Here is a 23,919-nt window from a genome sequence, read left to right as displayed (position 1 = left end):
GTTAATAAATCCTTTACTTTATTTGGGAAAAAAATAGATAAAAGCAATGCGCAGTTCTGCCGGACGAGGAGGTAAATGAATGCGTAAAAATTCAATATCAAAAATTTCTTTTTTGCTCATAGCTACATTGTTCATGTGGCTTAAAACTTACATTGTCTATAAAACTAGCTTTGACATTAAAATTGAAAACTGGAAACAGGAATTCATTCTTTTTATCAATCCACTCAGCTTCCTGCTCTTTATTTATGGAATCGGATTGTTTATGAAGGAAAAGAACAGGAACCGATATGTGTTTATCGTCAGCATCCTGTTAACGGTCGTATTGCTGGCAAACATGGTCTTCTTCCGATTCTTTAATGATTTCCTTACCATTCCGGTGCTGTTCCAGTCAAGTAACATGGGCGACTTGGGAAGCAGTATTTCTTCCTTATTCCAGCCTGTTGACGTTCTTCTGTTTGTAGATCTAATCATCATGTTCTGGCTGCTTCGCAAACCTGCTTTTCGCTCTGAATCGAGAGCAACAAGAAAAGAGCGCTCAGCCTATTATTTAATGGTAGCAGCTATCTTCTTCTTTAACCTTGGACTTGCTGAAACGGAACGCCCTCAGCTTTTAACAAGATCTTTCGACCGTGAAATGCTTGTTAAAAACATCAGTGTTTATAACTTCCATGTGTATGATGGAATTATCCAGTCCAAAACGTCTGCACAGCGTGCAATGGCAGACAGCACGAATTTAACGGAAATTCAAAACTATATTAAAGCAAATAAAAAAGAACCGAATCAGGATATGAAGGGAATTGCTAAAGGCCGAAACGTCATAGTGGTTTCTCTTGAATCTACTCAGTCATTCGTCATGAATGAAAAATTGAATGGACAGGAGATTACTCCATATCTGAATGATTTATCAAAACAAAGCTACAATTTCACTAATTTTTATCATCAGACAGGACAGGGGAAAACCTCTGATGCAGAGTTCCTTGTGGAAAATTCGTTATACCCGCTCGGCAGGGGAGCTGTATTCTTTACAAACCCTGATAATGAATTCAACGCTGCTCCGGAAATCATGAAGCAAAACGGCTATACAACAGCTGCATTTCATGCAAATAACAAATCCTTCTGGAACCGCGATCTCATGTACAATTCATTTGGTTATGAAAAATTCTATGATGTGAATAGCTATAATGTTACACCAGAAACTTCAGTAGGCTGGGGACTTAAGGATAAGGAATTCTTTGAGCAAACGGCTGACCATATGAAAGAAATGAAAAAGCCATTCTATTCTAAGTCCATTACGCTTACGAACCATTTCCCGTTTGAACTAAGCGAGGAAGATCAAACCATCGATAAATTCGATTCAAACAGTAAAACCCTGAACAATTATTTTACAACCGTAAAGTATCAGGATGATGCCATTAAACGTTTTATTGAAAAGCTGAAAGAAGATGGGCTTTATGATAACTCCATCATTGTTTTCTACGGAGACCATTACGGTATTTCCGAAAATCACAATGAAGCGATGGCGAAGTTCTTAGGCAAAGAAATTACACCTTTTGAATCTGAACAGCTTCAGCGTGTACCGTTTATCGTTCATATTCCGGGTGTAACAGATAAGAACCCTAAGGAAATTGACACAGTCGGCGGACAGATTGATATCCGTCCTACCATAATGAATCTGCTTGGTATCGATACAAAAGACCAAGTTGAGTTCGGGAATGACTTGTTCTCTAAAGACCGTCTTCCATTCACTGTCATGCGTGACGGAAGCTTTGTAACAGATAAATATGTTTACACCGACAATATCTGCTACGATAAGAGTACCGGACAGCCTGCAGAAGACAAAAAAGTATGTGAACCTTACGTAGATAAAGCGAAGAAAGAACTCGACTACTCAGACAAAATTATCTATAGTGATTTGTTAAGGTTCTATAACAAAGAAGATCAAAAACCGGCAGAAAATAAATAGCAAGCAAAAAGAGCTTTGGTCAATTGGCCAAAGTTCTTTTTTTTAGGTAAATTTTACCGGATAGCCAATTTTTCTCAAAGCCAATTGGCTCATTTTCACTGGTTCAGAAAGGAGTATCTCTCTCATAAAATGAATTGTACGAAAGGGGGATATTTCTATGAAAATCAAACTAATTGAAACTGTTCGAATTAGCACACTGGCAGAGTACTTTGATCTTCCCGCTCTTTTAATTGAGCAATCCAATCAGCCGCTAATGGATCCGATTCCAGCAGCAACAGTTATCAGCATTCCCGGATATGAGTGGGCGGCGTCCGGATTGTCACTGCCGTCAGCCTGTAAACCCGAGGATGCAATGGAAGGGTTCAATAAAGCTGTGAAAGTCTCAGATCGCATTGTCCCTAGGCAAAAAAAATATTCTTCAGCGTGTTTCTATCGTGATATAGAAAAAATGGTTCTAAAGTACCCGTTTATTCAGACACATATAATTGGAAATAGTATACGGAATCAGCCTATAATAGAGATAACGATTGGTACAGGAAAAAGAAACGTTCATATGAATGCCTCCTTCCACGCAAACGAATGGATAACTTCTGCTGTATTAATGGATTGGCTTGAACAATTTGCGAATGATCTTGTTCATGGAAAAACCAGATTCAGCCATTCTTCTCTTCAGCTTTATTCGCATAACTCCCTTTCGATTGTTCCTATGGTCAATCCGGATGGTGTAGATCTTGTCCTTGAAGGCCTCCCGGATGATAGCGATTTAAGGAAACTTGTTCTCCAGATTAATCAGCAATCCCATGATTTTTCACAATGGAAAGCGAATATTCGCGGTGTAGATTTAAATAATCAATTTCCTGCTTATTGGGAAATTGAAAAGGAAAGAAAGCTTCCGAAAACTCCATCTTCCAGAGATTATCCTGGAGACCGCCCTCTATCAGAACCTGAAGCCATTACAATGGCACGTTTATCTGAAGAGAAGAGGTTCGACCGGCTTTTATGTTTTCACACTCAGGGGGAAGAAATTTACTGGGGATATTTAAATCGGGAGCCTGAAGAAGCTGCATTAATTGTAAAGGAATTTTCGATATTAAGCGGCTATACAGAAGTAAGGAATATTGACAGCCATGCCGGCTACCGGGATTGGTTTATTCATGAATGGGGCCGTTCTGGCTATACCATTGAACTTGGCTTAGGAGTAAATCCTCTCCCGCTTGATCAATATGAAAGCATTCGGGAAAAAGGGGAAGGCATCTTTTGGGCGGCCTTATATATGTAAGCAAGTACAAAGAAAGGTGAAGAAGGTATGAGAAGCAATCGATTCCGTGTGATGACGGCAGCTTTTGCCCTTGCAGTGGTGACTGCGGGCTGTACGAGTGCTGAGCAGCAAAATATTCCGGCTGCAGAAGCGAAGATAAATATGGAAAAAAAACAGCAGAAACAAAAGGATTCGATCGTATCCTACCAGGCGAATGAGGAGACCTTTCAAATGGTTGGAGGATGGATGGGTAATGACACGGTTGTTTTCGCTGAATATAAGGACCGGCAAACCGTTCTGTACACGTACAACTTCACAACAGGCCAAAAATTGCAGCTCTACAGCGTCAATATGCCTGTTACCGACTTTGAAACATCACCTAGTGGTGATTACATCCTGCTGCAGGGCAGTCCTTCGTCAAAACAAATTGTTTTACTGTTGATTGACGCAAAGGGAGAGGAACGGTTTGAAAAGAAATTTTCATCACACGATCTTGCTTTTTCATGGAGTAAAAGCAATTCTGACCGGCTGTTTGTGACATCATTTAACGAGGATTGGACCTACAAGACCGTTATATACTATCCTCTAAGCGGATTTGAAAAATCAAACCCAATAGATGCTCCATTTGCAGAATGGACCGGAGAGGGCAACCTGCTCTTTGCAAAAGATAATACAAATCAGGTATCCGATATCTATCAGTATGATCCCGAAAAAAATGAGGAAAAACTGGCGGCAGAAAAGGTGCTTGCTTTCTACGCGAAAAAAAATGTATGGGTTACGTTGAGCCAGGAAAATGGTGAGGCTTTCTTCCATATCCATGATGGGGCGAAAACCCGCCGCTTTGCTGCTTCCATAAAACAGACAGAAGGACTGGCTGAACTTCCAAAAGCGGAAATCAGTCCCAATGGGAAAGAGTTTCTAACTTATGAATACAACAAGGAAACAGACAAACTGGATTTAGTTTCTTTTTCCTTTTCGAAGGAGAAAAAAAATGTCCGGCTTGAGGATGCATTAAACGTTCCTTTGCAGTTCTCCCCAGATGGAACAAAAGTATTGTACGGTTTTCAGCTTGAAAAAGTGTTTAACATGGTAACGGGAAGTCTGAAAACCCTAATTAAGTTTTAGCTTCTATGTCTATGATATAATTTTTATAAAAGAAGGGCGGGAAAAATTCATGCCAATAGCAGATGTTACGATCATACCAATTGGAACGGCTACCCCAAGTGTAAGCGCACATGTAGCCGGTATCCAAGCCATTTTAGAAGAATACAGATCAGAGGGAAAAATAGAATTTCGTTTGACACCGATGAACACGTTAATAGAAGGCGAGCTTCCAATCCTATTTGAAGTCATTCAAGCAATCCATGAAGCACCCTTTCAGGAAGGCATATCAAGAGTAGCGAGCAACATCCGGATCGACGACAGAAGAGATAAGAAATCAACGATGCAGAGCAAGCTTGAAAGTGTTCAGAAGCATATGAGGCAAACCTAAATAATTCTACATAAAAAAGCCGGCTAAATTATGGCCGGCTTTTTCTGTAATCTTCGGGCAGTTAAAAAGAAGGAACGATTCGGAAACATCATTCATGAAAAATTCTTTCCATAATGATGGAGACTTCATATTCATCGTTTCCCTAGTGCATTCAAGCCCTCTCATCCTGGATTATGGAAGTTGTCTTTTGCCTGAAAGGGCAGTTTGAAGCGCTGTTTTTTCTAGTGATGTGTCGGATAACCATGACTGATTACGGTCATAATGGTGAACCAGCCAAATACACCAACTGTTGCTAAACAAAACATAATTCCCAGCATGTTTTTCTCTTTAAAGGCACGATATACACCAAATACGGCTAACAGCGAAATTAACGAAAAGATGATGACTAACCCCATTGCCAATCCCCCTTGCAATCGCTTCTGGAAAAAAATGAAACAAGTTCTATTTACAATTTTAAACGTTTTCAAAATGAAAGTCGAGTTAAAATTTTCCTTAAACTCCTTCAGCAGCAAGGAATTTTAGCATAACCCCAAATCGTTGAAACTTTCCGGATTTTCCTTAATAATAGGTGATATAGTTATATAAATTTAACTTTCTAAAAGTTAAAAGCTGATTCTGGCATCATGGTGATTGCAAATGAAGGCGAGAAACCTCCATGAAAGGTGACGCCTGAAGCCAAAGATTATCAGGCATGCTTAAAAGAGCCGTAAATTTCACAGAATAAACGAGGTGCTAATATGAATTGGGAACGGATTCCGCTAGGTCCCCTGCAAACAAACTGTTATGTATTAAGCAATAAAGAGAAGGAATGCATTATTTTTGATCCGGGAAGTGAAGGAAACAAATTAAATCAGCTCCTTCAGGCAAGAGGCTTAAAGCCATTAGCTGTGCTGCTTACTCACGCTCATTTTGATCACATAGGTGCTGTGGACGAAGTGCGCGCCCGCTGGACCGTGCCGGTATACGTACATAAAAAGGAGAAGGACTGGCTTCCATCACCAGAGCTGAATGGTTCTCATTTCTTTCAAGCAGGACCGATTCACGCAAGACCGGCTGATGAATTTGTCCAGCCGGGAGAACCGCTTACTTTTAAAGATTTTACATTTCAAGTGCTATATACTCCAGGACACTCTCCCGGCAGTGTTTCTTATTACCACAAAGAAACCCAGTCAGTATTCAGCGGAGATGTCCTGTTCAAGGAGGGAGTCGGAAGGACCGACCTGCCTGGCGGAGACCATCAGCTCCTAATTAAGAGTATCCATGACCATTTACTGACTCTCCCTGAAGATACATTTGTGCTGTCCGGTCACGGTCCGGAGACAACCATACAGGATGAAATGGATCGAAATCCTTTTTTGAACGGATTTTAAGGTGAAAAGCGTGATCATTCAGCAAATAGAAGAAAGCGGAGGTTTTCTTTCTTTTGCGGACTATATGGAACAATGTCTGTACCATCCGATTCACGGCTATTATATGACCGAAGGCCAAAAAATCGGCAAGAAAGGCGATTTTTATACGTCCAGTTCCATTTCTGATTTTTATGGGGCAGTTATGGCCAGATGGTTTATAAAAAGAGTAGAAGCGGGGGATATTCCCCCGGTCTTTTGTGAAATGGGAAGCGGGACAGGAGCATTCATCCGGTCCTTTCTAAACGAATGGAAAAAGCGCTCTCCTTCCCTTTATAGTCAGGGAACAGTTTATTGCATTGAGTCCAGCCCCTATCATGCAGCGTCGCTTGAAACTCTCGAAGTGACCCGTCTAGCTTCCTTAGAGGACCTCCCAGATGCCTTCTCAGGCGTTTTCTATTCCAATGAATTGCTCGATGCTCTGCCCGTCCAAATCGCTCAAAACAGGTGTGGACGAATTGTAGAGTTAGGTGTAGGAGTGAATGAAGAAGATCTCATGTTAACAGCGAGAAAAGACGAGAGCAACACTCTGTCAGATTATTTGAAATGGGCTGAAATCAGCCTCCAGGAAGGCTATAGAGCCGAGGTTCCCAGCGCAATGCTTGGGCTGCTGGATAATCTGGACAAAAAGCTCGGAGATGCATACTTAGTTACAGCGGACTATGGCCATTTTTCAGAACAGCTGCAATTACGGAAACAAGGGACAATCCGAGGCTACAAAAATCATATTCTTATTTCCAATCCCCTAAGTCATCCATTTAAGATGGATCTAACCTATGATATTCCCTTAACGGCCTATAATATAAAAGCAGCGGAATTGGGCTGGCAGGAAATAGCTGTTCAAAAGAAAACTGAATTTTTTTGGAAGAATAATCTTGCGGGTTTTCTACAGGAAAACCATGACCCAAATCCATTCTCTAAAGCATCAAAAGATAATCGGGCAATCCGATCCCTTTTATCACATGAAGGAATGAGTGAATCTTTTTATGTTCTCATTCATAGAAAAAGAGGCTGAACAATCAGCCTGTTTTTTACTATGGAAAAATTTTGATTGGGGGTTAATGGCCTCCTTGGCCAGGAACCATCATAAAAGTAGTCCAGTACGTGAAGCCGACAAAGAAAACCGTTAAATAGGCTCCAAAGATATAAATGTACATTCGTTCAGATAATTTAAGATAGGATAAAAAAACAAAAAATACCGTTTGAGCAAAGAATAACAGAGACGTTTCTTCCATTTCCCCTAAATAAAACATGACCGCAAAGATTCCAGTCCAGAATCCCAGCACACGAAACATCCGATCCATATGCAAATTCCTCCCTTACCCCTCTAGTCCATCCACTTATATTATATAGGACATTTCCTTTCATTGTAAATAAGCGTTTACATTTGAGTGTCTGCAAAAGGTTTGAATCTTCAGTGCATATCAGTGTACAAACTATGTACAACTAATGTACAATACAAATACAGATAAAAATAAACGTAACTTGCCCATATAAGTCTTTGAATATGATGAAGGAGGAACGATAAAATGAGCGATTTGACTTTTTTCACGTACCCGAGCTGCACTTCCTGCAGAAAAACAAAACATTGGCTGAAAGCAAACGAGGTCGATTTTGAAGAAAGGCATATGTTCCGCGAGACTCCTAATGAGGATGAACTTAAAAAAATTCTCCAGCTGACAACAGATGGCATTGATGAAATACTTGCCACCAGAAGCCAAACCTTCAAGGAATTAAACTTGAATATTGAAGATATGAATCTCTCATCATTGCTGAAGCTGTTATCCGATGAACCGAAGCTTCTCCGCCGTCCCATTTTGACTGATGGAAAAAAGTTAGTCGTCGGATATAACCCGCAAGCCTTAAACAAATTAACAAAAAATAGCCAGCTTCATATATCAGTCTCTTAAAAAATCACCCGGGCGGGTGATTTTTTATCACTTTCAGCGCTAAGACCCCCTTTTCATGCTCGCTGACCAGGGGAGGAATCATGGTTATGAATGGGATACTGATTGAGTTCTTTTCTTGTCTCTATCCCATATGTATTTAAACATTATCCTAATAAAGAACAGAAAAGCCTAATCGCTCAACCATTTAAATGGATTCCATTTGAATATAAAACGATACTTCCGAATAATATGACTGCCTTCAAACTGCAAAAAAACATGGACACAAAAACGCTTTCTCTATTAAAAAAATAAAGTGTCGGATAGTTTGAGTTCTCTTAAAGGAACTTGAAGGTGCATATAAAGGAATTTATGGGAGATAAATATGGCGAATTCCCTTGTTTTCGAAAAAAATAAGTGGTATATTATGCCTATATTGTTCTTTATAAAGAAGAAATGGAGTGGATGGATATATGGCAGAATATAAATTTTATCTTGAAGGGGTTAATATGCAAACAATTACAACTAGTTATGATAACCCCGTTTTTATCTCAAGAGGATCAAGTATTATTGATGCAACCAAGGAGTTTGCTAAGGAAAGTAAACTTAAATACAGTGGACATGAATCGCTGCAAAACGGATATAGAATCTACTATGAAAAATCAACATTACTGAAGCGTAAAAATAAAACATACATATATTACGTAACTGAATAAATTCTTAGCTTTTTGACCGTTTTAATGAAAAAACGGTTTTTTTTATTGGCGAATATTAATATTTTCCCCAATATCCTGTGTTAAAAAGCGGAAACAGGAATATGACGGATTTGTTAATACGGTCTATACTTCAAATCAAATAGGTGAAAGGGGAGGGATTCATTGCAGGAAATTGAAGCATTATGTGCTAATGTAGTCAATCAGGCAGTCGAGCTTCATGCTTCCGATATTCATATCGTTCCAAAAGAACATTACACAGAGGTTCTGTACAGAATTGATGATGATCTCCTCAAACAGCAGCAGCTCCCCAGGGATGTGTCTCAGCGTCTCATATCTCATTTGAAATTTGAGGCATCCATGGACATTGGGGAACGAAGAAAGCCGCAAAGCGGAGCATTATCAATTGCATTAAAAGACTTGGAAATCCCAATCCGTCTTTCTACTCTTCCAACAATCTATGAAGAAAGTATGGTTATCCGCCTCCTGTCCAGTGATAAAGTCCCTCGATCATCCCGGATTTCTCTGTTTCCCTCTGCAACGAAAAAGCTCCTATCCTTCTTTTATCATTCTCACGGTTTAATGATTTTTACTGGCCCGACCGGCTCAGGCAAGACAACGACCCTGTATTCACTGCTTAACCATGCAAAAAAACATTTTAACCGGAACATTATTACCCTTGAAGATCCGGTGGAAGCGCGAAATCAGGAAATGATGCAGGTACAGGTGAATGAAAAGGCAGGTATTACCTATGCATCCGGTTTGAGGGCTATTTTAAGACATGATCCGGATATTATTATGGTTGGTGAGATCAGGGATTCAGAAACAGCGAAAATAGCAATTCGGGCTTCATTAACTGGGCATCTGGTATTAAGCACAATGCATACGAGGAATGCAAAGGGTGCGCTATACAGGTTGCTTGAATTTGGGGTTCCACAGGCAGAAATAGAACAGACGCTTATTGCGGTTTCTGCGCAAAGACTTGTGGAAATAAAGTGTCCTTTCTGTACTGGAAAATGTTCGCCATTTTGCAAAAAAATGAGGAAGGTGAGGAAAGCGGCCGTTTTTGAACTTCTTTATGGAAAAAATCTTGCTGCTGCTTTTAAGGAAACAAGGGGGGAAGAAGAAATAGAAGAGTATCCAACCTTAAAAGATGTGATTAAAAAGGGGATTGCCCTAGGGTTTTTATCCAGTTCAGCCTATCACAGATGGATTTTTTCAAATGAAGACTAACTGGAAGAGCAGTGACCAGTCCCTGTTTATCACCCGTTTAAACAGCCTTGTACGAAAAGGCTATTCATTGGATGAAGCGCTCCGTTTTTTATCGCTTCAAACGGATAAGAAAAAGAGGACAGATCTCCTCTATTGTTTGGAGGAGCTGAAACGCGGCACCCCGTTTTTCCAAATCATGCAGCAATTGAAATTTCACCGTGATGTGGTTACCTATTTGTATTTTGCTGAACAGCATGGAGATTTAGCCTTTTCCTTAAATGAAAGTGCAGAGCTGCTCTATCGAAAGCAGGAGCAATACAAAAAAATCAGCAAAATGCTTCGCTACCCTATGTTGCTGATTTTTATCATGATAGGAGTTTTATATATCGTCCAGCAAGTGATCGCCCCGCAATTCCTTTCAGTATACGATTCTATGAACATGAAACCCTCTCCTTTTAATGCAGCCTTGCTTGCAAGCTTTCAAATCCTGTCAGCAGCTGCAGTCATTATTCCTTCGGCAGCAGGCTTATGCATTGGGTATTATTTCCTTTATTTCAGACGAATCAAGCCTTCCTCTCAAATGAGGCTGCTAATGAAAATTCCAATCCTAAGAGAGGGGTTCAAGCTGTTTAACAGTTATTATATCAGCCTTCAGCTAAGCACGCTTCTTAAGGGCGGGTTATCTTACTACGAAAGCTTACTGGTTTTCAGTGAGCAGACGCTGCATCCGTTTTTTTGTGAGGAAGCAAAAGAAATGATCAATCGATTAAGGAACGGTGAGCACTTTGAAAAAGTTTTCGACAAGAATTATTACGACAAGCAGCTCCCGGAAATCGTAGCATATGGACAAAAAAACGGATTGCTGCATCGAGAATTGTACACATACAGTCAGTACACGCTTACAAGACTCGAATCCAAACTGTCATCCGCCGCATCCTTCATCCAGCCAGCCGTTTTCAGTGCAGTCGGCCTCATTGTTCTGCTTGTTTACCTGTCGATGATTCTCCCCATGTATCAAATGATCGATCAAATATAGGAGGAAATGATATGAAAAATCAAAAAGGGTTCACACTGATTGAGATGCTGATTGTTCTGCTCGTCATTACGATCCTTTTGCTGGTTACCATTCCTAACATTGCGAATCACAGCAGCAATATCCAAAACAAGGGCTGTTCCGGTTTGCGCAATATGATTTCAGCTCAAGCTGAAGCATATAGAATGAATAAGGAGGCAGTACCGACTATTGCTGTTCTAAAAACAGAAGGATACATTAAGTCAAATAAGTGCCCGGATGGAACAGAAGTGACTTTAGATTCAAATGGAGCGGTTATTGAAGCAGCAAAATAAAAGGAATGGTTTTACATTAATAGAAACCCTCATCGTTCTTACTATCTTTTCCGTGCTTTCACTAACAGCTATTGTTTCCTTCAAACCGGTTCAGGAAGAGCTGATTGCGGAGCAGTTTTTTGATCAGCTTCAAAAGGACATCCTTTTTGCACAGCAGCACGCCGTCATGATTCGTGTTCCTTGTACACTGATGTTCGATGAAGAAGAAACCGGCTACAGAATTAGACTGGGACGTGCAGATGTGACAAAAGATTTGATAAAGAGGCAGCTGCCTGAAGGAATGAAGCTCATCACGGACACATTAGGTTTAAAAGTTTCTTTTCTCGCAAACGGCAATATCTCGGCAAGCGGCAAAATACGGGTTGTTTATAGACAGCAAACCTATAAGATAACATTCTATCTGGGAAAGGGGCGGTTTGTTGTCAGCAAACAATAAAGGCTTTTCACTCCTTGAATCCATCGCGGCCTTCTCCCTGTGGTGTTTAGCTGTATTAACCTTATTGCCCTGCATCGTCTCCATGATGCAGGAACGTGAAAACTCATCACTGGAGATTCAGGCTATTAAACTTCTGCAAAACCGTATGACGGATCGGGTCATGGAGCAGGATTTTAAGGAAACAGAGTTGTTTAAAGAAGGAGGAATCCAGTATAAAATTCACAATAAGTCGGATCAATCCTGTATACATTGGAATGAAGCCAGTGGTAAGAAAAGAGAGTTATGCTTTCAAAATCACTGATTCAAGAGGCTTTTCTTTTCTGAATATGCTACTTTCACTGGGAGTATTCAGTTTGATTGTAACGTCTCTTTTTCCGCTTATTTCATTTTTTTACACATCAATGGAAGGGTACCGCGATATCAGCAATTTGGAATGGGAGTTTTTCAGCGAGCAGGCGATTTTGGAATTAAAGGGGGCGGAATCGCCTGTTATTTCTGGAGAAACTCTCACTTTTGCCAATCGGTTAGGGCAGAAGGTGAGCTATCAAAGATACGGAACCTATATAAGAAGACAGGTAAATCAGACTGGAAATGAGATTGTTCTGCAAAAGGTTGATAAAGCTGAAATACAGGTCATAAAGAACCGAATAATAATTCATGTAATAAGTAAAGTCGGCAAGTCCCGCACTCTTTCAATCAGAAGTGTGAACAATGAAGCGGGGTAACATCAGAAACGGTTTTATCTATCCTTTTACCGTCATGCTGGTTCTGCTGTTTTTCATGACAGCCATCCATTTAACAAATCTTCTTGTTATAGAGAAAAAATATTATGCAGACACGAAAAAATTTTATTTTCTTCAGCACCTGACCTATTCAGGTGCAGCTCAATCCACAAAAATGATCAAAGAAGGTTTTACAGGAGCGTTTGACATTAAAGATACATATGGAACGATCCATATTACAATTATGCCGTTATCTCCGGACACGAAAAGTGTTTCCATGGAGATGACTCTTAATAAAGAGACGAAGTATTATGCCTATTATGAATACAGCATAGCTAAACAATTAATATCGAAATGGTATGAATGGTAGACTCAATCTGCGGTTCGATGTATGATAGTAACCATCGAATTAACGGAGTGATACAGATGGGATTAGTTATATTAACCGGATTTATGGGAGCCGGAAAAACAACAGCAGGCATGGAGCTTGGGAAAAAATTAAACCTCCCAGTCTACGATACGGATCAGCTTTTAGAGAAAAAATACAGGATGTCGGTTAAAGAAATGTTCGCTGCATATGGGGAAGAGAAATTCCGGGAGTTCGAAACAGAAATGCTCCAGCATCTTTCAGAAGCCCCAGCTGTCGTCACAACCGGAGGCGGGGCTGTGCTAAAAGAAGAAAACCGCCATGTTTTAAAAACGAAGGGTCAAATTTTCTTTCTGTATTGTGATTTTGATGTTCTTTATGACCGGCTTAAAGAAGATACAGCACGTCCCTTGCTAAAAGAAAAATCAAAAGACCAAATTGAAAAATTGTATGAGAGCAGGCTGTCCTGCTACCTGGACGGATCTGTAAAAATTAATACAACCGGCAAAACCCCTCATGACATAGCGGACGACATCATTTCCAGATTATAAATCCTCCATTCTGTCTATACTGATTGTAAGGACAGGAGGAGTGAGCATGTCTTCCAATGATTATGTTAAATATGTAACCCAGCAAGTCGTAAAATATATGGATACTCCAAAGGAACAGAGACAGCAGCAGAAGGAATTTAAAAAGGAAACGAGAACGCCATTTTGGAGTCGCTGGTTTGGTGTTCTGCCGATTTCAGTAATGCTTTGGATGAAGAAGAGAAAAAGATAAAAACCTGTATAGTATCTAGGTTTTTATCTTTTTCTGCTTGTTAAACAGCTTTTTCATATCGTTTCGAAATTAGCTCTGCTAATTCACCCATATTCGAACTTTGCATGCCATACTCTTTATTTAACTTTTTGAAATGATCAAGAATAGATTCCAAGTTCTGAAGATTTTCTTTCTGATTAAATCCAAAATTATGTGGATGCCACCATAGATGAAAGACCTCTTTCTTTTTGGCGGCATATGTCATACTGCGCTTGATGCGATTAATTTTCAATGGTTCAAGAAATGAAAACTTTTTGTTCCATGGCCTTAAAAACCTGCTTGCTTTAATATTTAGAATATCGGTTCCATTAAACGGTTCAATTAAATATGTATTAGAACCAGTTAAATTTATATAGGCATCAGCGAGCCTGATTGCTCTTTTTAAACTTGATTCACTGCAGCGTGTACCTGGTTTGTAAATCCAAGAGTCTTCTGTGCCTCTAATAGATGAAATTCCTGCTTTTTCACACTGCATCAGGTATTCTTCATTAAATTGATTCCTAGGAAATACGATACTTTTTAAAGTAACATTCTTATCACTGGCTATTTTAGCAGCGGCCATTAAATCAGCCTCAAACGATTCCCGTGATTGGCCTTTCTCTAAGCAGTAATAGTGTGAAAATGTGTGAGTTCCAATTTCTTGATTTTTATATTCTTTTATGTGTTCAATGATAGATGGTGCATAATGAAGTGGATCTTCCTGCTCATTATTTCCAATCTCATTGAAAAGTCGATATGGAGACAATTTTTCGTTTCGATACATTGGTTTCAAATCTGGTGTATAGGATTGAAGCTCTTTCTTTGATGAAGCGAAAAGGAATCCAACAGTTGCCCATGTAGCATGAATATCGTATTGATTAAACTTGTTTAATATTTTTGGGATTCCTCTTCTTGCCCCCATAAGCCGATCCCGATATTCATCACTGGTGAACAGATCAGCTACTCCCCAATGCATTTCAAAGTCAAGTGAGATGACGAAGGTGCCTTTCTGGTTTGACAAATTTCCTCCCACCTTTCCTGGTTTTTATCTTCCTTAAATATAGAATCAGACTGCCTTTCCATGAGAGAGGTATATAACCTGAATACTCGATAACTTTCATTCCCCCAAAGCCTCTCTTAAAGTTTTCTATGCTGGGCTGGTCTGTAATGCCGCCTAAGTCGTATATTTGCATTCTGAGATTCTTAAAAAAACGTATCCCTTCCCAGTGCAAAAAACGATTGGCTCGGGCTATTTCTTTCCGGCTGTCACGTTCTTGCATGCTTCGAAAGTGGGATGCTGAATAAAGCATTGCTGCTCTCTTATTATCCGAAATATAGATATGCATGCATAGTATTTTTCCGTTTTTATCCAAAACTTTTGTTAAGTAAAGTCCGGAATTTTCTCTGAATCGTTTCATGGTTTCCATATGATAGCTGCTGCAAAGATTCGTTTTTTTACCAATGGCAAATTTATTGTAAAAGTTTTGGAATGTTAGTAAATCACTATCACTAGGACAAGAATTACCTTCAAATAAAAAACCATCTTTTTGTAAAGCCCTATTCACTTGATTTTTTGTGGATCTATTCATATTAGCAAATAATTCATTTTCTTCTTTTGATAAATCGACATGAAAGGTGATAAAAGGATCTAATTTTCCATCGGCCGGTGTTTGCTGCACATATCCAATTATGTCTGTATTTGATGGTATAGGTTTTTGTTCGTCATTGAAATAAATGGTACATATTTTAAGAGTCCAATTGTTCCGAATTATGGAGATCATTATGGTTCTCCTTTCTTTTTCTTGAAATGATAAAGGATTTTCCGGCAAATCTTACGTCCAAATGGAATCCGGTATAGGTAGAATGATCATCATTTGACTTATAGGATGAATAGATTTGATAGGGAAGTTTGGTAACTGGAAGGCTGTATGTCCCAATTTCCTTAAGATTGCAGTCATAAATGATTGGATTAGAATTAATATTTTTTATCCAGCAGACTATTTTATCGTTTTCCATATAGCACTGATCATTTTTGTAAAAACGATTGATAATTTCTGCCTTGTGTTTTCCGGTAGCTTGGCAGATGAAGTCTAAATCCTTCATTGTTTTTTGTTCTGGGACAATTCTTTTATCGCGATTTTCCTGCCAAACATATTGATAAAACATTTCCATTTGAAAAATCTTGTTTAACAGGGAAATAGGGCGTAATTTATACGTTTTATTTCGAATGAACATAACAAGCTTTTTATTCTTTTTCATTCTTCCTTTTATTATTTGCTTCAATTTCAACATTGAGAATCCAAGTTTGATAAACATTCTTCCGTTTACTAATGTGAAAGAGCTGACATACGATACGGAGTTCGCCCAGTCCATCTTATAAGATTCATAGCCAATACTTAAATCAAAGGTTTTTGTTTCCTGATCCATACAATTTATAACTTTTTCTTTCATTAGAAGCCTTCCAGGACTGTATACACCAAAATCGTCATCATGGGCCGGTAAATAGTATAAATACCTTCCTCTCGTTTGGAATCCGTAGTAGAAAGCTATTAATTTGTCTTCAAAATACAGTCCATCTACACATGTAACGACAGTATTGGATTTTAATTGAACTAATTCCTTAAAAAAATTTATATTTGTTTCCGATGAAAAACCGCTTGTATCTCTTCTGTCCTTCCAGCGCTTCTTATGGAGGTAAAAGATGGAATCTATATCTTTTAAAAAGATTTCTTTAAGATAAAGCTTTCCATGTTTTCGCAGTTTTTTTTCCTTGCGGTCCATCCCATGTTTTCTGCTTCGTTTTTTTACGAATAATTCGGCTTCCAGGCCAGCAAACTCAATAGCGGGAGCAGGTGTGTTTTCATGAAAAAAGTGCAAGCCAGCTTCCTTGATGACATCATTTAATAGTTGCTGCTTCAATGGGCCAGCGTAGATTCCGTTGATTTCAATAAGGATGTTTTCTTTTTGGTTTTTCAGCCAATTTATACCTTCAGTAAATACAATCTCATAATCAGAAGAGCTTGCAATAATATCCATGTAATTCGCTTTATCTTTACCCATAAAAGAATAGCTTGAATAGAATCTCTTTTTTTCTTTAATCAAGGGAACGTAACCGATTATTTTTTCTTCTCTTATGATCTGGAGAACACGGAGGTCAAAGTTATGACCGTAATGTTTCCACCAGCAATTGATCCAATCCCATTCAATAAAGGGGATTGTATTTCCTTTTTCAGCAAGAATACTAGTCCAGCTGTCACGTTGTAACTGTAAATCCTTAAAAGAAGTAATGACATTAAGCTCCATAATTAACGAGCCTGTCTTTAGATCCTTCAGAATTGCCTGTTTGCAGAATTTCATGATATAGTGCTTCATATTCTTTTACCATTTTTCTTGCATCATAGGCTGCTGTCACATGATGGAAGGCTGAAGTAATCATGGAAGATTTTTTTTCCTCTAATGCCTGCATAATAGAAATTACCGCCTGTTTCGGATGATCCAGGTCGAACAGCCTGCCTGTTACATCGTGTGTAATAATAGATGGAAGTGCTCCGGCTTTGGAGGCGACAATTGGCACTTTGCTATACATTGCTTCTAGAGCAGTCAGACCAAAGGGTTCGAATAGTGATGTCATAAGAAACACATCGAATTGTTTCATCACTCTTGATGCATCACTCTTTGAACCATACAAATACACAAAGTCGTTTAACTTCCGGTTAGCTATTTCTTTCGTCATAGCCTCTTTTAAATCACCATCACCGATCCATACAGCTTTTACAGTCGGGTATTCTTTTAATAATAATTCAACCACATCTAAAAATAAAAAGGGCCCTTTTTGTTTGGTAATCCTCCCAACTGTACCGACTAGAGGATTGCTGCCAATATTATAAAATTCTCGTAATTTTAAATCGGAATCAGGTAAAGAGTTGATAAAATCGATCCCATTTTGGACAACAACCAATTTTTCCTTTCTGGCCACTTTTTCCGAAAGCGCAATATTTTTATCGCTATGAGAGACACATCCGATTTTATTTGACTTTAGAGAAATTAATTTTTCAATGAATACATAAAATCTTTTCGCAGCAAATTGATCTTTGTTTTCATAAGAATAACCATGACTGGTATGAATAGAAGGTACTCTTGAAAATAGAGAGGCAATCGTAAAGAAAAATCCTGCTCTGGCCCCATGTGTATGAACAAGATCAAACTTCTCTTTTCTTAAATAAGAAATTAAACGAAATATCGTGATTAAACTGAATTTAGAGCCAAATAGATGTAAATCCTTTACAGTAGCGCCATCCTTCATAAATTTTTCAAAGTAAGGTCCATCATCTGTTGTCCCGATGTGGATATTAAAATCAGTCTTATTCCCGTATTTCACTAAATTATGGACGATTTCCGGTGCTCCTCCTATACTGGTTGATGCTATTAGATGAAGGATTTTGTTCTTCTTCACGTTCACGGATAGTCCTCCTTAAATTTGGCTTTTTTCTATTAAGAATGCGTTTTTTTTCTTGAAATGATACCAGATTGTGATGATCATTCAGCGCAGTTTTATAAATGGATAAGGTCTGGTTCATCATCTTTTCAAACGTAAATGATTCCTCATAAATTCTGCGCCCTAATTTCCCCATGCGTGATCGGGTTTCACTGGATAGGATGAGCTGCATAAGTTTAAGAATCAAGTCTGACTTGTCCTCTGGGTTCACTAAGTATCCATTTTTATTATTTAAGATAATCTCTTTAACACCGCCAACATTTGAGGCAATAACAGGTAATCCCGCTCTTAATGCCTCTATAAGACTGAGAGGGAGGCCTTCATATTTTGATAGGAGCACAAAAATATCTGCTTGAGACAGCAAGCTTTCGACATCATTTCTTGAGCCCAAAAACTTTATTTTGTCTCCTAACTGAAGAGAATCGACATAATGTTCGATGGACGCTTTCATTGGGCCGTCTCCAATAAGCTGCAGTTCCCAACTAATTGTCCTAAGCTCATTTAGGGCCTTAACAAGCGATAGATGATCTTTAGGCTCTGCAAAACGGGCAACCATCACAATTTTGGGTATGGGTGAGGAGACTGTTGAGAGAGCTATGTTAGGAAAGTCTTTTACACCGTTCCATACCATACTTAGTTTATTATCCTGAATTACTTGATGTTTAAGAGCCAGTTCATAATCATAGTTTGAAACTGTAATTACCCTTGAAGAGAAGGGAGCGGCTAATCTTTCAAGCAATTGATAGGTTTTCCTCTTTCTATAAGAAACCCCTTCAGTAAATGCCCATCCATGAGCAGTGAAAATCGTTGGGATACCTAGGTTTGCTCCTATTATTCTCCCAATCAGGCCTGCTTTTGAAGAATGAGTGGCTATTAAATCGGGTTTAAGGACAATAAGCAAGTCTCTTAAAGTTAAGGCGGCCTTTAAGTCAAAAAAAGGATGAATTTCTCTTACAAGCGAATGAAGATGAATCACGTTCACCCCATGCTTAACTAAATATTCTGAAACAGGTCCAATCTTGCCTGTTATAACACTTACGTCATGACCCTCTGCCTTTAGTTCAACAACCAGATCTCTAAGGTGCATCTGCGCGCCGCCTAAATCATCTAATCTAGTTATTAATTGGACTATTTTCACTTTTGTGCACCGCCTTTAAATTATTTGTAAGAGGCAGCCATGAAAGTGCAAGCAATAGCCATAAGTGCCTCCAGTGGAGTGTATCTATAAAAAAACTATTAAATAGAAGACCGATTAGGGCAGCGGAAACGATTGAGAGATAAACACCGGACTGATAACCGGCACTCTTAATTTTTATTGATGCTGCAGCAATACTAAGTAAATAAAATAATAAAAACGCTAGTAATCCGATTGCACCGTTTTCTGAAATGATTCTTGCGTATAGACTGTGGGTGGAATAATTGAAATAGCCTTCAGACTGTCCTGGACCAATTCCAAGGATTTTGGAAAATCCAACATTGAATGCTTCGTTTTGAGTTTCAAAACGATCCGAATCATACCCCTGCAAAGAAGTTCTGGACTCAAGCATAGAGTTTGCATCTGTAAATAAGAAAAGTACGATAGCAAATGGCAATGCAACCAGCAGAATTTGAAGAATAGATTTTATTTTTTTACTAGATGACTGCCCTGGCATTATGAGATAGAAAATGAAAGCAGAAATTAACATGTGCCCCCATGCTGCTCTTGAAAAACTGAGAAATACACCGCCAACCAATATTAAGAGCGTAATGAGATTTGTTCGTTTATAGCTGTTTTTGTTTTCAAAGAGTCTGCTTAAACAAAATAAAATCGGCGGTATTAAGAAAGGGCCAAACACATTGGGATCTTTAAAGAACCCTTTAACTCTCCCAAAACTCAAAACAGAATCTTCCAGCGGCAAGAAGCCAAAATAGGAGGCTATTCCAGCCATTGCAGATAAAACGGCTGCAATTGTATAGCCAGTAAATACATACTTGTACAAATCTGCCCCAAACCTGCCGATCAGCCCGACCAAACCCAGCCAGGAAAAAGCAAGGTAAACAGTTATTAGTCCATAGAACAATCCTCTAGAAAAATCTTCAGAACCAAATGAAGAGAGAATATTGATTAGTAAAAAAAGAAGCAGGAAAAATAAAGGAAGTACTAGTTCATCTGAGAAAGTCAGATTTCCTGATAAACATGCATATCCAATAAAAGCAATAACCATTAAGTCAAAGGGGGAAGGCTCAAGCAGCACAAACGAGCTGAAGCACATGATGACCCCGGTTATGATTAATGCAGAGTTTCTGGATTCAATGCTATAATCCATCCTTCAAACCTCCTGTCCGTTCATTGCATTCAAAGAATCATCATCTGTGCCTTTCTGAATGGCAATCCAAGAAAGAAACCCATGAAGTACATAACCAGCGGTTCCGGTAACGCTCAGAATTGCAATAGCATTTAAGGGACTCATATCTGAATAAAAAATGACCAAACTGCTAACAGCGATAAATGTGCTCCTAATAATTTCAGAAAGAAGCTGAAGTTTTTGCTGTTCATAGATTTGGAATATTCTAGATATAGGATTTACCAGTACCTGCAATAAATAAAATATGGAAAGCCATTGAAAATAAAACGACGCCTGAGACCATTCAGCACCAAGCAGTGCGGGAAGCAAAGCAGGAGCTGCAACGTATCCTAAAAGGAAAAGGGGAATACTTACTTTACCCAGTTTTAAAAGAGTGCTCCTAAATAACTTTAGTACCATGCCCGGGTTATCTTTTCTAAGGAAGGCTGCCTGCCCAGTAAACACTTGTGTAGCCGAATTGCCGATTAATGCTTCTGGCACCGAGAGCAGCCTTTGAGCCATTAATAAAAATCCAGCCTCTGCCGCCCCAAATTTAAATGCAATGAGAAAGGCGGGCAGATGAAAAGTGAATGCGTTTATCAGCCCCGCAGGAGTTGTTAGAAGAGGGAATCTCTTATAACGAACAAAAACGGTATAAATCTCTTTTAAAGAAATCTCTCGGAACATGGTCCATTTGAATGTTCGAATCATGATTAAACTGCCTGCTGCGCGGGCTAGAACCTCCCCGGCCACAAGACCTAATCCTCCAGCAGAGAAAAAGCCAAGTCCGCTTTGCACAATTGCTTGAGATCCATTCATTGTAAGTTTTGATTTAGATACATTTGTATAATTTCGTTTTCTTAGTTCCCACAATGTGAGGGACTGGAATATTCCAAATCCTAAGAAGCTCAATGGCAATAGCATGAACAGAATATTACTTCTGATATGCAATAATTCCGTAATTGGTGCCCAAAACATTGTCATTAGCAGGATCATAACAATCGCCATAAATGTGTTAATGATAATGGAAAGGGAAAAGATAAGGTAAGCATCCCGATCTTTCTCAGGTAGAGGAATTGCTTGTTCATATGATAACGATCCTAATGATGAGATGCTGTATAATATCGAGAGATAAATGGAAAAGATACCAAATTCCTCTGGAGTATAAAGTCTGGTTAATATTGGCGTAGACACCATGTAAATCATTTGAGCTAACCCTGTACCTGCTGCAAGAATACTTACACTTCTAATAAAATCATCTCTGAAAATGCTCTTAATCATCATACCCTGCTTGATGTTCTTTTTAATGTTTTGAATTTTATTAAATGATTAAGAGGTTTCTTGTTGAAAGGTAATGGCTGATAGATTGGAAAATAATGGCCAAACCAAACGGAGTGTGCATTTTGTTTGAGATACTCAACATATTCTGGAGATGTCCATTTTTCAATTTGAGTGTATCCTTCAGTCATTCTGTATGGTCTCATTTCTGGATGCTGTGCGCTTGACGCGAGCAGATGGACCAATCTGCTTTGAATGATAATTTTTGCTGTTTCTGAAGTAAGCGGATCTGAACCCTCAAATATGTTATTTGCTGAAATTTGAATCAGAGCACCGGATTTCTGAACTAATTCATATAAAATTTCTGGCTGCATTTGGAACGATTTCACTTTCTCAGCATTGGAAATAATAGGGACAATCCCTCTAATTTGTAGTTTATAGAAAAAACTCTCCAAAGAACTCACATTAAAAACAGCTGGAATTTCAACTAATAAGTATTTGCTGGCTTTATTAATGGTTAAGGATTCAACTCTAAAATTGAACGCTTTATCTAACTGATCGGAATAAATCAATTTGATTCCTGGACGAATAGTAATCTCCATTTTTTCTTCAAGAAGCTTGTTATTAAAGAGTTTAATATTTTTTACTAATTGGTTATAGTTTTCAATGTTTGCTTTTCCACTGATATTTTGAATGATAAGAATATGGTTAATTTCCTGTTTATAAGCCTGTTTGGCGAGAGTAAAAGCTTGTTGAAAATCCACCAAGGATTCATCTTCTGATGAGAGAATGCTGGAGCTCAAATCGATCATCATCCCATATAACCTCCGTAATAATAGTGGGGATTGCTTTTATGAGTTTTCTTTTCGTTTAAAATAGCCCCTATTAGTTCATTTGAACTTCTTTTCAGAAGCTCTATTTTTTCGTTTGCATCATCCCTATTTGTTTTACGGGCATTAAGAACATAGATGCAGCCATCCATTTTTCCAGAGAGTAAGATTGAATCTGATACCAGAAGGGGGGAGCTGTCGAATAAAATAACGTCAAACTTTTGTTTTAATCTATCTATGAGTAGATCCATCTTCTTTGATATGATCAGCTCGTGTGGGTTAGGTGAAATTGGACCAGCAGATATAAAACTTAAGTTTGGGATTGCGGTAGACTGAATAATCTCATCTGAACTTGAAAACCCTGTTAAATAATTTGTTAGTCCGCATCGGTTATGCAAGTTAAAAAGTGAATGTCCATTAGGCTTTCGCATATCTGAATCTACAAAAACCACTTTTTTATTGTCCTTAGCCAATGTGACCGCAAGATTTCCACAGGTCAATGACTTACCATCTCCTGCAGAGGTACTTGTTACAAGAATGGTGACTGGCTGCTTAGACTGCCGCAGAATATCTAAATTAGCCCTTACGGACCGGTATGCTTCAGAAGAAGATGAATGAGGTTCAGTATGGGCAACTAATTTATTGTAACGCTCATCTAAATATTTATTTGTCGGGCCTTGTGGAATAATGGCTGGAATCTCTCCCAGGTAAGGGATTCCTAATAAATCAGTGATGCCTTTTTTGCTTTCGAATTTTTTGTTCTTAAGTTCTTTAATAAGCACAAATATGGTGGCCAAAATTAAACCTGCTGCAAAAGATAGCAATAGATTAAAGAGCAAAATGGGTTTAGAAGTAGATGAATAAGGGGTTGCTATTGTTAAAATGTTTACGTTCTCAATCTTCATCAGTTTTTTTATTTCTGATTGAAAAATGACCGCTGTTTTGTTCGCAATTAAGGCTGCATCATCTGGGTTTTTGTTTTCAACAATAATAGAGATGATTTGAGAATTTCCGTTGCTTTCTGCCTTTACATTGTCTAAAAATTCATCTTCCGTAAGAAGTCCATCCAGATCCTTAATAACCAGATCGGCCATTCTTTGGCTCTTTAATATATATTGATAAGTTTCAATGAGTTTTAGACTTGCGTCTATTTCCAGAGGTGATACAGGTTCGGCAGTGTTTGCTGTTGGGGTGGTATTTACGAGCAAATCCGTTTTCGATTCGTATATTGGACTTGCAATGAAATACGTATAAATAAATCCAATCAGCAGGCATACAAACGGTATGGACGTTATTAGAATTTTATTCTTCCTGAGGATGTTAAGCAGATCTTTAATCTCAAACGTTTTTTCCATAGTAATCCTCTTCTCCTAAGTATCAATACTTGTATGA

General features: G+C 38.6%; 28 protein-coding genes. 17 read left to right on the top strand and 11 right to left on the bottom strand.

All coding sequences use genetic code 11. The features are described 5' to 3' along the window. Positions 1–79: 79 nt before the first annotated feature. From WCV65_RS13465 to WCV65_RS13450, 4 genes are all read left to right on the top strand, one after another. Positions 80–1,963, top strand: a complete 1,884-nt coding sequence (locus WCV65_RS13465) for an LTA synthase family protein (protein WP_035403933.1) — start codon at positions 80–82, stop codon at positions 1,961–1,963. A 157-nt stretch (positions 1,964–2,120) separates the two neighbouring features. Further along, entirely contained in the window at positions 2,121–3,242 is a 1,122-nt protein-coding gene (locus WCV65_RS13460; protein ID WP_051860470.1) for a M14 family metallocarboxypeptidase, read from the top strand. Between the two features lie 27 nt (positions 3,243–3,269). Next, positions 3,270–4,346, top strand: coding sequence for a hypothetical protein (locus WCV65_RS13455; RefSeq protein ID WP_035403935.1), 1,077 nt, complete (start codon positions 3,270–3,272; stop codon positions 4,344–4,346). A gap of 49 nt (positions 4,347–4,395) precedes the next feature. Continuing rightward, the gene (locus WCV65_RS13450) at positions 4,396–4,713 is read left to right on the top strand and encodes an MTH1187 family thiamine-binding protein (RefSeq protein ID WP_338777130.1); all 318 of its coding nucleotides are present in this window, start codon (positions 4,396–4,398) and stop codon (positions 4,711–4,713) included. A gap of 221 nt (positions 4,714–4,934) precedes the next feature. On the opposite strand, the gene WCV65_RS13445 is transcribed toward WCV65_RS13450, so the two are convergent. Further along, a complete protein-coding gene (locus WCV65_RS13445) occupies positions 4,935–5,108 on the bottom strand; it encodes a DUF2759 domain-containing protein (RefSeq protein ID WP_035403939.1) in 174 nt (57 codons plus the stop codon). Positions 5,109–5,450: 342 nt separating this feature from the next. Between WCV65_RS13445 and WCV65_RS13440 the strand changes: the two genes are divergently transcribed. Together WCV65_RS13440 and WCV65_RS13435 are read left to right on the top strand one after the other, a co-directional pair. Continuing rightward, positions 5,451–6,083, top strand: coding sequence for an MBL fold metallo-hydrolase (locus WCV65_RS13440; RefSeq protein ID WP_338777129.1), 633 nt, complete (start codon positions 5,451–5,453; stop codon positions 6,081–6,083). 10 nt (positions 6,084–6,093) lie between these two features. Next, a complete protein-coding gene (locus WCV65_RS13435) occupies positions 6,094–7,134 on the top strand; it encodes an SAM-dependent methyltransferase (RefSeq protein ID WP_338777128.1) in 1,041 nt (346 codons plus the stop codon). A 43-nt stretch (positions 7,135–7,177) separates the two neighbouring features. Here WCV65_RS13435 and WCV65_RS13430 read toward each other — a convergent pair whose 3' ends face one another. Then, on the bottom strand, positions 7,178–7,423 hold the full coding sequence (locus tag WCV65_RS13430) for a DUF2626 domain-containing protein (RefSeq protein WP_035403945.1): 246 nt from the start codon (positions 7,421–7,423) through the stop codon (positions 7,178–7,180). Between the two features lie 225 nt (positions 7,424–7,648). Between WCV65_RS13430 and WCV65_RS13425 the strand changes: the two genes are divergently transcribed. From WCV65_RS13425 to WCV65_RS13375, 11 genes are all read left to right on the top strand, one after another. Next, positions 7,649–8,029: a Spx/MgsR family RNA polymerase-binding regulatory protein gene (locus WCV65_RS13425; protein WP_035403947.1), complete on the top strand. Its 381-nt coding sequence runs from the start codon at positions 7,649–7,651 to the stop codon at positions 8,027–8,029. 449 nt (positions 8,030–8,478) lie between these two features. Further along, positions 8,479–8,721 (top strand): hypothetical protein, encoded by a 243-nt coding sequence (locus WCV65_RS13420; RefSeq protein WP_338777125.1) that lies wholly within the window; start codon positions 8,479–8,481, stop codon positions 8,719–8,721. 162 nt (positions 8,722–8,883) lie between these two features. Then, on the top strand, positions 8,884–9,951 hold the full coding sequence (gene comGA / locus WCV65_RS13415) for a competence type IV pilus ATPase ComGA (RefSeq protein WP_035403950.1): 1,068 nt from the start codon (positions 8,884–8,886) through the stop codon (positions 9,949–9,951). Beyond that, positions 9,941–10,966 carry a competence type IV pilus assembly protein ComGB gene (comGB, locus tag WCV65_RS13410; protein WP_338777124.1) on the top strand — a complete coding sequence of 342 codons (1,026 nt, stop codon included), beginning with the start codon at positions 9,941–9,943 and terminating at the stop codon, positions 10,964–10,966. Before comGA ends, comGB begins: the two co-directional genes overlap by 11 nt. Before the next feature lie 11 nt (positions 10,967–10,977). Next, positions 10,978–11,277 (top strand): competence type IV pilus major pilin ComGC, encoded by a 300-nt coding sequence (comGC, locus tag WCV65_RS13405; protein WP_035403953.1) that lies wholly within the window; start codon positions 10,978–10,980, stop codon positions 11,275–11,277. Next, a complete protein-coding gene (gene comGD, locus WCV65_RS13400; protein ID WP_338777123.1) occupies positions 11,261–11,713 on the top strand; it encodes a competence type IV pilus minor pilin ComGD in 453 nt (150 codons plus the stop codon). Before comGC ends, comGD begins: the two co-directional genes overlap by 17 nt. After that, entirely contained in the window at positions 11,697–12,014 is a 318-nt protein-coding gene (gene comGE, locus WCV65_RS13395; protein WP_338777122.1) for a competence type IV pilus minor pilin ComGE, read from the top strand. The genes comGD and comGE overlap by 17 nt, the downstream gene beginning before the upstream one ends. Then, complete coding sequence (gene comGF, locus WCV65_RS13390) at positions 11,968–12,438, top strand: competence type IV pilus minor pilin ComGF (RefSeq protein ID WP_338777121.1); 471 nt, start codon at positions 11,968–11,970, stop codon at positions 12,436–12,438. The genes comGE and comGF overlap by 47 nt, the downstream gene beginning before the upstream one ends. Beyond that, on the top strand, positions 12,425–12,805 hold the full coding sequence (comGG, locus tag WCV65_RS13385) for a competence type IV pilus minor pilin ComGG (RefSeq protein WP_338777119.1): 381 nt from the start codon (positions 12,425–12,427) through the stop codon (positions 12,803–12,805). The genes comGF and comGG overlap by 14 nt, the downstream gene beginning before the upstream one ends. Before the next feature lie 56 nt (positions 12,806–12,861). After that, positions 12,862–13,353 (top strand): shikimate kinase, encoded by a 492-nt coding sequence (locus tag WCV65_RS13380; RefSeq protein ID WP_338777117.1) that lies wholly within the window; start codon positions 12,862–12,864, stop codon positions 13,351–13,353. Positions 13,354–13,399: 46 nt separating this feature from the next. Further along, a complete protein-coding gene (locus WCV65_RS13375; protein ID WP_035403962.1) occupies positions 13,400–13,582 on the top strand; it encodes a YqzE family protein in 183 nt (60 codons plus the stop codon). Between the two features lie 40 nt (positions 13,583–13,622). Here WCV65_RS13375 and WCV65_RS13370 read toward each other — a convergent pair whose 3' ends face one another. The 9 genes from WCV65_RS13370 to WCV65_RS13330 are packed head-to-tail and all read right to left on the bottom strand — an operon-like array spanning position 13,623 to position 23,882. Beyond that, complete coding sequence (locus WCV65_RS13370; protein WP_035403964.1) at positions 13,623–14,621, bottom strand: polysaccharide deacetylase family protein; 999 nt, start codon at positions 14,619–14,621, stop codon at positions 13,623–13,625. Then, positions 14,584–15,381, bottom strand: coding sequence for a hypothetical protein (locus WCV65_RS13365; RefSeq protein ID WP_338777111.1), 798 nt, complete (start codon positions 15,379–15,381; stop codon positions 14,584–14,586). The genes WCV65_RS13370 and WCV65_RS13365 overlap by 38 nt, the downstream gene beginning before the upstream one ends. Then, positions 15,347–16,957, bottom strand: a complete 1,611-nt coding sequence (locus WCV65_RS13360; RefSeq protein ID WP_338777109.1) for a GNAT family N-acetyltransferase — start codon at positions 16,955–16,957, stop codon at positions 15,347–15,349. The genes WCV65_RS13365 and WCV65_RS13360 overlap by 35 nt, the downstream gene beginning before the upstream one ends. After that, on the bottom strand, positions 16,893–18,059 hold the full coding sequence (locus tag WCV65_RS13355; RefSeq protein ID WP_082883693.1) for a glycosyltransferase: 1,167 nt from the start codon (positions 18,057–18,059) through the stop codon (positions 16,893–16,895). Before WCV65_RS13355 ends, WCV65_RS13360 begins: the two co-directional genes overlap by 65 nt. Continuing rightward, on the bottom strand, positions 17,983–19,233 hold the full coding sequence (locus WCV65_RS13350; protein WP_338777106.1) for a glycosyltransferase family 4 protein: 1,251 nt from the start codon (positions 19,231–19,233) through the stop codon (positions 17,983–17,985). Before WCV65_RS13350 ends, WCV65_RS13355 begins: the two co-directional genes overlap by 77 nt. Continuing rightward, positions 19,208–20,401, bottom strand: coding sequence for an O-antigen ligase family protein (locus WCV65_RS13345; protein ID WP_338777103.1), 1,194 nt, complete (start codon positions 20,399–20,401; stop codon positions 19,208–19,210). Before WCV65_RS13345 ends, WCV65_RS13350 begins: the two co-directional genes overlap by 26 nt. Before the next feature lie 3 nt (positions 20,402–20,404). Next, on the bottom strand, positions 20,405–21,700 hold the full coding sequence (locus tag WCV65_RS13340) for an oligosaccharide flippase family protein (protein WP_035403975.1): 1,296 nt from the start codon (positions 21,698–21,700) through the stop codon (positions 20,405–20,407). Continuing rightward, positions 21,700–22,512: a CpsB/CapC family capsule biosynthesis tyrosine phosphatase gene (locus tag WCV65_RS13335; RefSeq protein ID WP_338777100.1), complete on the bottom strand. Its 813-nt coding sequence runs from the start codon at positions 22,510–22,512 to the stop codon at positions 21,700–21,702. The genes WCV65_RS13340 and WCV65_RS13335 overlap by 1 nt, the downstream gene beginning before the upstream one ends. Further along, positions 22,509–23,882, bottom strand: a complete 1,374-nt coding sequence (locus tag WCV65_RS13330) for a polysaccharide biosynthesis tyrosine autokinase (protein ID WP_338777098.1) — start codon at positions 23,880–23,882, stop codon at positions 22,509–22,511. The genes WCV65_RS13335 and WCV65_RS13330 overlap by 4 nt, the downstream gene beginning before the upstream one ends. Positions 23,883–23,919 lie beyond the last annotated feature (37 nt).

Source organism: Metabacillus sp. FJAT-52054 (genome assembly GCF_037201815.1).
In the GTDB taxonomy this organism is placed as follows: domain Bacteria; phylum Bacillota; class Bacilli; order Bacillales; family Bacillaceae; genus Metabacillus_B; species Metabacillus_B sediminis.
Note: the sequence above shows the minus strand (reverse complement) of the source record. Positions and strands in the feature narration are given on the sequence as shown.

Coding starts and splice junctions, on each gene's coding strand:
- WCV65_RS13465 (WP_035403933.1), top strand. CDS start 80: ATGCGTAAAAATTCAATATCAAAAATTTCTTTTTTGCTCATAGCTACA.
- WCV65_RS13460 (WP_051860470.1), top strand. CDS start 2,121: ATGAAAATCAAACTAATTGAAACTGTTCGAATTAGCACACTGGCAGAG.
- WCV65_RS13455 (WP_035403935.1), top strand. CDS start 3,270: ATGAGAAGCAATCGATTCCGTGTGATGACGGCAGCTTTTGCCCTTGCA.
- WCV65_RS13450 (WP_338777130.1), top strand. CDS start 4,396: ATGCCAATAGCAGATGTTACGATCATACCAATTGGAACGGCTACCCCA.
- WCV65_RS13445 (WP_035403939.1), bottom strand. CDS start 5,108: ATGGGGTTAGTCATCATCTTTTCGTTAATTTCGCTGTTAGCCGTATTT.
- WCV65_RS13440 (WP_338777129.1), top strand. CDS start 5,451: ATGAATTGGGAACGGATTCCGCTAGGTCCCCTGCAAACAAACTGTTAT.
- WCV65_RS13430 (WP_035403945.1), bottom strand. CDS start 7,423: ATGGATCGGATGTTTCGTGTGCTGGGATTCTGGACTGGAATCTTTGCG.
- WCV65_RS13425 (WP_035403947.1), top strand. CDS start 7,649: ATGAGCGATTTGACTTTTTTCACGTACCCGAGCTGCACTTCCTGCAGA.
- WCV65_RS13420 (WP_338777125.1), top strand. CDS start 8,479: ATGGCAGAATATAAATTTTATCTTGAAGGGGTTAATATGCAAACAATT.
- comGB (WP_338777124.1), top strand. CDS start 9,941: ATGAAGACTAACTGGAAGAGCAGTGACCAGTCCCTGTTTATCACCCGT.
- comGC (WP_035403953.1), top strand. CDS start 10,978: ATGAAAAATCAAAAAGGGTTCACACTGATTGAGATGCTGATTGTTCTG.
- comGF (WP_338777121.1), top strand. CDS start 11,968: ATGAAGCCAGTGGTAAGAAAAGAGAGTTATGCTTTCAAAATCACTGAT.
- comGG (WP_338777119.1), top strand. CDS start 12,425: ATGAAGCGGGGTAACATCAGAAACGGTTTTATCTATCCTTTTACCGTC.
- WCV65_RS13380 (WP_338777117.1), top strand. CDS start 12,862: ATGGGATTAGTTATATTAACCGGATTTATGGGAGCCGGAAAAACAACA.
- WCV65_RS13375 (WP_035403962.1), top strand. CDS start 13,400: ATGTCTTCCAATGATTATGTTAAATATGTAACCCAGCAAGTCGTAAAA.
- WCV65_RS13365 (WP_338777111.1), bottom strand. CDS start 15,381: ATGATCTCCATAATTCGGAACAATTGGACTCTTAAAATATGTACCATT.
- WCV65_RS13360 (WP_338777109.1), bottom strand. CDS start 16,957: ATGAAATTCTGCAAACAGGCAATTCTGAAGGATCTAAAGACAGGCTCG.
- WCV65_RS13345 (WP_338777103.1), bottom strand. CDS start 20,401: ATGGATTATAGCATTGAATCCAGAAACTCTGCATTAATCATAACCGGG.
- WCV65_RS13340 (WP_035403975.1), bottom strand. CDS start 21,700: ATGATTAAGAGCATTTTCAGAGATGATTTTATTAGAAGTGTAAGTATT.
- WCV65_RS13335 (WP_338777100.1), bottom strand. CDS start 22,512: ATGATGATCGATTTGAGCTCCAGCATTCTCTCATCAGAAGATGAATCC.
- WCV65_RS13330 (WP_338777098.1), bottom strand. CDS start 23,882: ATGGAAAAAACGTTTGAGATTAAAGATCTGCTTAACATCCTCAGGAAG.